This window comes from Anaerotruncus sp. G3(2012) (assembly GCF_000403395.2).
Lineage (GTDB): Bacteria > Bacillota > Clostridia > Oscillospirales > Ruminococcaceae > Anaerotruncus.
The window spans coordinates 21,576-30,604 of record NZ_KE159657.1 but is presented as its reverse complement, the minus strand read 5'-3'; the positions used below and the strand labels follow the sequence as shown (position 1 = coordinate 30,604).

At 58.3% G+C, this 9,029-nt stretch carries 9 protein-coding genes; 4 read left to right on the top strand and 5 right to left on the bottom strand.

The genetic code is table 11. The features are described 5' to 3' along the window. Nucleotides 1-243 precede the first annotated feature (243 nt). From tsaD to C814_RS06120, 5 genes are all read right to left on the bottom strand, one after another. The gene (gene tsaD, locus C814_RS06140) at nt 244-1,257 is read right to left on the bottom strand and encodes a tRNA (adenosine(37)-N6)-threonylcarbamoyltransferase complex transferase subunit TsaD (protein WP_016314752.1); all 1,014 of its coding nucleotides are present in this window, start codon (nt 1,255-1,257) and stop codon (nt 244-246) included. Between the two features lie 469 nt (nt 1,258-1,726). After that, entirely contained in the window at nt 1,727-2,932 is a 1,206-nt protein-coding gene (locus C814_RS06135; RefSeq protein WP_016314751.1) for an aspartate kinase, read from the bottom strand. A gap of 130 nt (nt 2,933-3,062) precedes the next feature. Next, nucleotides 3,063-3,965 (bottom strand): homoserine kinase, encoded by a 903-nt coding sequence (thrB, locus tag C814_RS06130; protein ID WP_016314750.1) that lies wholly within the window; start codon nt 3,963-3,965, stop codon nt 3,063-3,065. Next, nucleotides 3,962-5,206 carry a homoserine dehydrogenase gene (locus C814_RS06125; RefSeq protein ID WP_016314749.1) on the bottom strand — a complete coding sequence of 415 codons (1,245 nt, stop codon included), beginning with the start codon at nt 5,204-5,206 and terminating at the stop codon, nt 3,962-3,964. Before C814_RS06125 ends, thrB begins: the two co-directional genes overlap by 4 nt. Nucleotides 5,207-5,223: 17 nt before the next feature. Further along, complete coding sequence (locus C814_RS06120) at nt 5,224-5,655, bottom strand: ACT domain-containing protein (protein ID WP_016314748.1); 432 nt, start codon at nt 5,653-5,655, stop codon at nt 5,224-5,226. Between the two features lie 255 nt (nt 5,656-5,910). On the opposite strand from C814_RS06120, the gene ytvI reads away from it, so the two are divergent. The 4 genes from ytvI to C814_RS06100 all read left to right on the top strand — a co-directional run bounded on the left by ytvI (nt 5,911) and on the right by C814_RS06100 (nt 8,944). Further along, nucleotides 5,911-6,972 (top strand): sporulation integral membrane protein YtvI, encoded by a 1,062-nt coding sequence (gene ytvI / locus C814_RS06115; protein WP_016314747.1) that lies wholly within the window; start codon nt 5,911-5,913, stop codon nt 6,970-6,972. Nucleotides 6,973-7,156: 184 nt separating this feature from the next. Next, nucleotides 7,157-7,468 carry a YbjQ family protein gene (locus C814_RS06110; protein ID WP_016314746.1) on the top strand — a complete coding sequence of 104 codons (312 nt, stop codon included), beginning with the start codon at nt 7,157-7,159 and terminating at the stop codon, nt 7,466-7,468. Nucleotides 7,469-7,626: 158 nt separating this feature from the next. Then, entirely contained in the window at nt 7,627-8,406 is a 780-nt protein-coding gene (locus tag C814_RS06105) for a hypothetical protein (RefSeq protein ID WP_016314745.1), read from the top strand. After that, nucleotides 8,387-8,944: a FumA C-terminus/TtdB family hydratase beta subunit gene (locus tag C814_RS06100; RefSeq protein WP_016314744.1), complete on the top strand. Its 558-nt coding sequence runs from the start codon at nt 8,387-8,389 to the stop codon at nt 8,942-8,944. Before C814_RS06105 ends, C814_RS06100 begins: the two co-directional genes overlap by 20 nt. The last annotated feature ends 85 nt before the right edge of the window (nt 8,945-9,029 follow it).

Genomic DNA, 9,029 nt, shown 5'->3' with positions numbered 1-9,029 from the left:
CCCCTCCCCGTAGGCCCCTCCCTTCCGGGCCGGGTGCCGCTTTTTACCTGTCCTTTATCCAAAAGTTTCGTCCACCTTTTCAAAGGTGGCGGGGTCGAGGGGCGGAGCCCCCGACGCCGCGCGCACGCGGCGGAACACTTATCCTGTGAAGCGCTTTTTTCGGGTGAATTGCCGCGAAGCGGCAAGAGGGGGCTTTTTGCAAGAGAAAAAGCCCCCTTGCACAAATAAATACGGAACAGGTTCTTAGAACACAGTGTCGATCCCCTTGGACGCGGACGCATTGAGGTCCAGGCCCGCCGGGGGATAAACCAGCTGCTCATAATACGCCTGCGCACCGATCATCGCAGCGTTGTCCCCGCAGAGCTCGAGCGGCGGCAGATAGAGGGCATATCCATGCCTAGCACACATCTCCCCGAGCCTGCCGCGCAGCCCGCTGTTTGCGGAAACACCGCCCGCTGCGACAATGGTGGTATATCCATACGCCTGCGCAGCCCGCTCCAAATGGTCCACCAGAACCTCGCAGGCCGCCCGCTGGAAGCAAGCCGCGAGCGCGTTCCTGTCCACAGTTTCCCCTTTCTGGGACGCGTTATGCAGCAGATTGATGACAGCCGTTTTCAGCCCGGAAAAACTGAAGTCATACTCCGACCCCTCCACGCGCGGGCGGGGCAAACGGTATTTGCTGTCGTCCCCCAGCGGCGCGGCGCGGTCGATGTAAACCCCGCCCGGATAGGGAAATCCCATCGCACGCGCGGCTTTGTCGAACGCCTCACCCGCCGCGTCATCCCGGGTGCGCCCGATAATCCGGAAATCGGTGTAATCCCGCACCTCGACAATATGGCTGTGCCCGCCCGACGCCACCAGGCAGAGAAAGGGCGGTTCCAGGTCCGGGTGCGCCAGATAGTTTGCGGCAATGTGCCCGCAGATATGGTGCACCGGGATCAGCGGTTTTCCGGAAGCCATCGAAAGCCCCTTAGCGTAATTCACCCCGACGAGCAGCGCGCCGATCAGCCCGGGGGCCGCAGTCACCGCGATCTTGTCCACCTCGCTAAGGGTGCAGCCAGCCTGGTCCAGCGCCGCCTGCACCACCTGCACAATCTGTTCGGTATGGCGGCGGGACGCGATCTCGGGCACGACCCCGCCATATTTCTGATGTTCGGCCACCTGCGAATAGATCGCCGAAGAAAGCGTCCGTCTGCCGTCCTCGACGACTGCCGCCGCGGTTTCATCGCAGGAACTTTCTATCGCAAGAATTTTCATCAAGTTTCTTTCATTCCTAACTTTTGGAGGTTTGACACCCCTTCTTAATCCTGACAGCTTCTGCACAATCCATAGGTGCTTTCAAAACAGAAAAGGCTTTTGCAGTCCGAAGGGCGGCAAAAGCCCGAAAAACTGCCGCAGCGGCGTGCAGAAGCCGGTCAGAGCGGCGCTTCCCAGGAGCAAACTTCCGCCGCATCTCACGCTAAGAGCCGCCTGCGGCGGCTGCGCCCGAAAGGCGGCTCTTCGTGTGGCGTAAAAGCGGGCGGGGGTTGGCTGTGATCTTTTGTACCAGCCCGAATTTTTAGAACCTGTATTCATAAATTCAGAGGATACCGGATGGGCGAGGGAGTTTGCTGCCCTGCAAGGCGAAAAAATGCAGGCAATCCTTTGTGTATTGCAGGATTTTTCAACGCGGCAGGACGGCGAAAGACCCGCCCAGACGGTGTCAAATGGTTGTAAATACGGGTTCTTATAGTTCGAAAGCGTCGTGGATCGCGTTGACCGCCTTATCCGCATCGCTGAGTTTGACCAGCACCGAAATCTTGATCTCGCTGGTGGAGATCATCTGGATGTTGACGTTTGCTTCGGCGAGCGCCTCGAACATCTTGGACGCGACGCCCGGGTTGGACTGCATTCCCGCGCCGACGATCGAGACCTTGGAGATGTTGTCGTCGCAGATGATCCCCTTTCCGCCGCACCGCTCGTTGATCTCCTCCATCAGCTCCATTGCGAGCTGCTTGCTTGAACGCGGCACAGTGAAGCTGATGTCCTTGGTATCGTCCCGGCCGATTGACTGGAGGATGATGTCCACATTCACCTTTTTGGCGGCGAGCCGGGAGAAGATTTTAAATGCAATGCCCGGCTGGTCGGGCACACCCACGATCGAAATGCGCGCCACATCGTTATCCCTCGCGACGCCGCGAATCAACATTTTTTCCACTTTGACAACCTCCTTAATTTTGGTGCCGGGATTCTGCGTCAGGCTCGAAAGCACCTCCAGATTGACGCCGTACTTCTTCGCCATCTCGACCGAGCGGTTATGTAACACACCCGCGCCGAGCGAGGCAAGCTCAAGCATCTCGTCATAGGTGATCTCATCCATCTTGTGCGCGCCCGGCACCAGCCGCGGGTCTGCGGTGTAAACGCCGTCCACATCAGTATAGATCTGGCAAAGGTCGGCGTGGAGCGCCGCAGCCAGCGCAACCGCGCTCGTGTCCGAGCCGCCCCGGCCCAGCGTGGTGATGTCGTCATACCGGTTGATCCCCTGGAAACCCGCTACGATCACGATGTTGCGTTTGGAAAGCTCGTTGTCGATCCGCTCCTTGTTGATCCGGCGGATGCGGGACGAGCCGTGGGTCGAGTCGGTCAGGAAACCTGCCTGCCAGCCGGTCAGTGATTTCACCGGGAAGCCCATCCGCTCGATCGCCATGGCGAGCAGGGACATCGAAATCTGTTCCCCGGTCGAGAGCAGAACATCCATCTCCCGCTTGGAGGGGTTGGGATTGATCTCCCCGGCCTTTGCGATCAGGTCATCGGTGGTGTCTCCCTGTGCGGAAACCACCACCACCACGTTGTTTCCCTTTTGATAGGTGTCTGTGACGATCTTCGCCACATTAAAGACGCGCTGTGCGTCCTTGACAGATGTTCCCCCGAACTTCTGTACCACCAGATTCATCTTCATTCCTCCCGAAAGCGTGCCGGCCCGCATCAGACCGGCCGCTGGTTTTTAGAAGCTGTACCATCCGCCAAAGCGCGCGGAATGGTACCAGCCCCTTAGCAATCAAACCATTGGAAAAGCCTCTGTATTATTCCGTTTCAACAACGGTTCCTATGTTGTCTATTGATAATGTATGCACCTGCCATCCATCCAGTCCCAAACCGGGGAGGTGCCGGGAAATGCAGCCCCCGAAATCGGGAAGCGCAGCGTCCACGATCGCCATGATCGTCGAGCCGGCCCCGCTGATAAACGCAGCATACGCGCCCAGGCTGTAACACAGCTCCATCACTTCGGCGCCGCCCCGGATCAGGCCGAGCCGGTAGGGCTGGTGCAGGCGGTCATCCGCCGCAACCCGCAGGTTCCGGTAGTTGCCGCTGTAAAGCGACACCGACATCAGCGCTGCCCGCGAGAGGTTGAACACCCCGTCCTGCCGGGAGACCGCATCGGGCAGGACCGACCGCGCCAGCGAAGTTTTCAGCTCGAAGTCGGGCACGATCGCCACAAAATGCAGATTTCCGCGGATCTCCTGCTTGACATAATAGACCCTGCCCCGGTCGATCACCGCAGTGACCAGGCCGCCGGTCAGCGCAGGGGTGGAGTTGTCCGGGTGCCCCTCGATTCCTGCGGCGAGGTTAATCAGTTCGTCGTCCGAAACCGGATTGCCCATCAGATGGTTGGCACCCTTCAGGCCGCCGATCACGCAGGCGGACGAGCTGCCCAGCCCGCGTGCAAACGGGATATTGTTGATCTGCCCGATCTTCAGCCCCCGGAACGGGACCCCGCAGACTTCATACAGGTGTTTCGCGGAGGCATAGACCAGGTTGTCCTCCCCGCGCGGCACTGGCGTGGAATCCAGAGAAACGATCTCGCAGCCGTCGAATTCCTCCATGGTAAGATGGTTATAAAGGTTGACTGCAAGCCCGATCGAATCGAAGCCCGGGCCGATATTCGCGCTGGTTGCCGGGATGCGGATTCTGATTGGGCGGCTCAATAGTCGAGCACCCGGACCTTGCCCAGCAGTTCCACATCCATCGCCGCGAGCTTGGTGATGGACGTATTGATCTCCTGTTCCGGACGCGCCGAAACGATACAGGCAAACTCGTCCGCAGGCTGGCCCTCCCGGCGCAGTTCCTGTACCTCTCCGAACAGCTTTTTCAGCGCTTCAGGCAGCTTGACCGTTTCCGACCGGCAGCGCAGATACATTGCGGTGACGTTCTCGCCCGGATCGGCGACATTGCCGCCCTCGGACGGTTTCCATTGCAGCGACGGGCTGGTCCCTGGCGCCTTTGCGCATTCGATGATGTCCCCGACCACAGCCGAAGCGGTCGGCAGCTTGCCCGCGCCCTTGCCGTAGAACACCACATCGCCGGTCGCATCGCCGCGCACCAGGATGCCGTTGAATACGTCGTCCACCGTCCCGAGCTGGCTCTCGTGGTGGATGAACGCAGGGGAAACCATCGCGGTGATCTTCCTGCCCTCACCGTTCCAGCGGGCGCGCCCGATCAGCTTGATGACACTGCCGCAGGACGCCGCATAGGCAACATCCTCAAGGGTGATCTGGGTGATCCCCTCGGTACTGACATCCTTCGGATAGATGTGTTCCCCGAACGAAAGCGCCGCAAGGATGCAGATTTTGCGGCAGGCGTCATGGCCCTCGACATCTGCGGCTGGGTTGCGTTCGGCATAGCCGAGCTGCTGCGCGAGTGCGAGGGCGTCCTCGAACCGCATGCTCTCGCGGATCATCTTGGTGAGGATGAAGTTGGTAGTGCCGTTGAGGATACCGGCGATCTCGTCGATCCGGTTGGCCGCGAGGCACATATGCAGCGGGCGGATGATCGGGATACCGCCGCCCACGCTCGCCTCAAACAGATAGTTGACCTTGTTTTCCCGCGCGAGCGCGAGCAGCTCCGCGCCCTTCTGCGCAACCAGCTCCTTGTTGGAAGTTACGACACTCTTGCCGTGTGAAAGGCAGGCTTTGGTGAAGCTGTAGGCCGGTTCCAGGCCGCCGATCACCTCGGCAACTACCTTGATGCTCTCGTCGTTGACGATTGTTTCAAAATCCTTGACAAACAGGTCCGCGTGCGGGCTGTCCGGGAACTCCCGTACGTCGAGGATATATTTCAGGCCGAGCTCCTGTCCCGCTTTCCGCTGGAGGTTCTCCCGGTTTTTGAAAAAGACCTCCACTACGCCGGAACCAACCGTCCCATACCCCAAAACAGCAATATTCATCATCCTGCTTACCCCTTTCTTTATCCGATTGATTTGGCTTCCACGATGCCGTCGATCGCGGCGAACAGGTCGAGGAGCTGTTCCCGCGAGCCTTCCCGCGTGCACACCGAAACGGTGACAGCCGCTACCCCATCGACCGGCAGGTTCTGGTTGAGGGTGACAATGTTCGCCCCCGCCCGGTAGAACTCCCCAAGCAGCACCGAAAGCACCCCGGGCCGATCCTCCAGCGTGAGCGAAAAGGTCAGGATATTCCCGCTCTCCCGCTGGTCATACGGCCGGACTGCATCCTTATATTTATAGAACGCGCTGCGGGAGATCCCCGCAAGCTGTGCCGCATGGGAGGCATTTTTCGCTTTCCCCTGCGCCAGATAGCGCTTGGCCTGCACCACCTTGAGGAACACCTCCGGCAGGGCCTGGGCATCCACCAGCAAAAACTCCCGGTTTTCCAGCATCTTGTCCGCCTCCTGCACACTTTTGTATTGCTATCAGATACAGTTTATCATAACCATCCTTTGCTGTAAAGTATCAGGTTCCCCCATCTTTGTAGAAAAATCCAGCAAAGACTGTTTATTTTCGACAAATCCCTTTTTGCTACCCCAGCTTTTCTGCCAATATCATGCATCTTTCTCCTGCCGGTTATATCGGTATCTGATCTTCGCATACTATAAAAAGAAAAAAGCGTTTTGGAAATACGGAGGTGGGATCAGATGCGCAGCGACGAACAGTGGAACACGATCACCGCCGCCCTCTATTGGGCGGTCATCGGCGGGCTTTGCTGGTTCTGTATCCGGTATGTCTTTTTCTGGCTGCTGCCCTTCCTGTTCGGCGCGGCAATCGCGACGCTGCTGCGCCCTGCGGCGCTCCGCCTCTCCGCACGCACCCATCTGGGCGAAAAAGCTTCGTCCGCACTGGTGCTGACCTTCTTCTACCTTGCCGCCGCAGGGGCGCTTGTGCTCTTTTTCACCATCCTGCTCGCCCAGCTCTACGAGCTGCTTGCCCGCCTGCCCGCCCTCTATGCCGAATGTATCTCCCCTCTGTTTGCCCGGTTTAACGAGTGGTTCTACGGGATCGCGGGGCGGCTGTTCCGGGACGCGAGCGGTGGGTTGGAGCAGTTCTCCGAAGCGGTCGCCTCGGCAGTGCAGCAGGCGGCGGTGGATGGATCGGCCCACCTGGTCGGTTGGGCCGCAGGGCTGGCGGCACAGCTTCCTATGCTCCTGCTCGCCGCAGTGTTCACCATTGTGATCTCGATGCTCACTGCCGCAAACTACCATCAGGTGGGGCGGTTCCTGCGCTCCCTGATGCCCCGTTCCGACCGGATGGACTGTTTGCAGGAATTCCTGCGTGAAACGGTCTGGCAGTATCTGCGCGCCTACACGATCATTATGGCGATCACCTTTGTCCAGCTTGCCATTGGGCTATGGCTGCTCCGGTTTGATTATGTCCTGCCGGTTGCCGCAGTCATCACCCTGCTTGACCTGCTCCCACTGATCGGCAGCGGCACCGTCCTTGTCCCATGGGGGATCGTCCTGCTGGCTGGCGGGGATGCAGCGGGCGGCGCGGGGCTGCTGCTTCTGTTTGGGATCATCGCAGTGGTACGCAATATCGTGGAACCCAAGGTGGTCGGCGCGCAGATCGGCCTGCATCCGATCGCCACGATCACCGCGATGTATGCGGGGCTGCAAATCGCCGGGGTGGCCGGCATGTTCGCTGCACCGGTCTTTATCCTGCTTGCCCGCCGTCTAAGAGAGGAGCGCAGAACATCTGCGTAAAGGTTGACAACATCTTGCAGCACAGTCTATAATGTAAAAAATGCAAATACGCAGAATCTGGTTTATCGTCAAAAGTTCTACACGATTTTTTTGCTCCGGCCCAAGGGCCGCCGCAGGGGACTTTTGACAAAGGAAAAGGCCCCTCGGGCAAATTTTTGAAAACAATAAATGGAGGTACAGCAGGATGTTACTGGTTACAACCGAAACGATCGCAGGAAAAGAGCTAGAACTATTGGGGCTGGTGAAAGGCAGCACCATCCAGTCGAAAAACATCGGGCGGGACATCACACAGGGGCTGAAAACCCTCGTAGGTGGTGAACTGAAATCTTACACCGACATGATGAACCAGGCGCGCCAGATCGCTACCAACCGGATGATTGAGGAAGCGCAGGCGCTGGGAGCGGATGCCATCGTGGGCGTGCGCTATACCTCATCCTCGATCCTACAGGGGGCGGCGGAGGTCATGGCCTACGGGACCGCAGCCAAATACCAATAATGACAGATGCCGGGGATTTTCCTCCGGCATCTGCGCCTGTCGCAAGAAATTTCCGGAAATCCCGCATCATCCGCAAATTTTCCTTTGTATTTCCCGACGAAAATGTTATAATATCTTAGAATCTATTTCATATCCCAAGATAGAAAGGATGTTTCAGGATGCCAGAACCCGGATTTTTCAAGACCGCGACGTTTGGCGGCTTTGACAAAAAATCGGTGCTCTATTACATAGATACGCTGAACGAAAATTTTCAAAATACAGAAAAAGAATATCAGGAGAAGCTGGAGGGCTTTGGAAAAGCGCAGGAATCCCAGCTCGCGCATATTCGCAGCCTGGAGGCGCAGCTCGCCGAACAGAACGCCAAGCTTGAGACGGTCGCCGCCCAGCTGGAGCAGGAACGGGAGGTCGCAAGGCAGGCGCAGGAGCAGATTTCCCAGTTGGAAGCGCAGAACCGCACGCTCGAAAAGCAGCTTTCAGACGGGGCGCGTGAGATCGAGATTCAGCTTGAGCGCAACCGCCAGCTGCAATTCCGGGCCGAAAGCCTGGACTACAAGAGCAAAAAATACGATGAAATCTCCAACCAGATCGGGGATACCATCATCGAGGCCCGCCAGAATGCGGACCATATCGTCGCCGCCGCCCATACGCAGGCACAGGAGATCGCCATGGCCGCCCAGCAGCGGATGAACAGCTTTTACTCCGAACTGGGCAGCTTTAAGGGGGATGCCTCCCGCCTGCGCAAATCCATCGAAGAGATCCTCTTTGTGCTCAACGACCGGATTGATGTGATGCAGGAGGTAGTCGGGCAGGTGGAAAAGCGGTTTTCCCCGGAGGAGCTTTCGCTCATCTATACACAGGAGGAACCGCAGCCGTTTGAAACGCCTGCGGACCAGGCTGGCTATCTTGGAGGGAATACAGATGCAAACATGGAACATTGACGCCAAAGACCTCGCAGTCCGGGCGCCCGAGCTGCGCACCGGGGACCGTGTACTCCTTTCCGGCGTGATCTATACCGCGCGGGACGCTGCCCATAAGCGGCTCATGGCATCCATCCATGAGGGCGGGACACTCCCATTCCCGCTCGAGGGATCAGCTATCTATTTCGCAGGTCCGACCCCTGCTCCAGAAGGGATGGCGATTGGCTCCTGCGGCCCAACCACCTCGAGCCGGATGGATCCGTTTACCCCCAAGCTGATGGACCTTGGGCTGACCGCTACGATCGGCAAAGGGGAGCGCTCCCCCGCGGTTTATGACGCGATTGTCCGCAACAAAGGGGTTTATCTCTGCTCGATCGGTGGCGCTGGCGCCCTTGCTGCACTTTGTATCAAAGCCTGTGAGGTGATCGCTTACGACGATCTCGGCTGCGAATCGATCAAACGGCTGCGGGTGGAAGCATTCCCGTTAATCGTCGCCGCAGACTCTACCGGAACCAATCTCTTCGATTCCGGACGTGCTGCCTATCGTATCGGCGCATAGCGGCTGCAAAAATGCATCTATTTTTCTATATTCAGGAAATCCAAAAAAGAAAATCCCCCGCACATTCCGGCTCCGGATGTGCGGG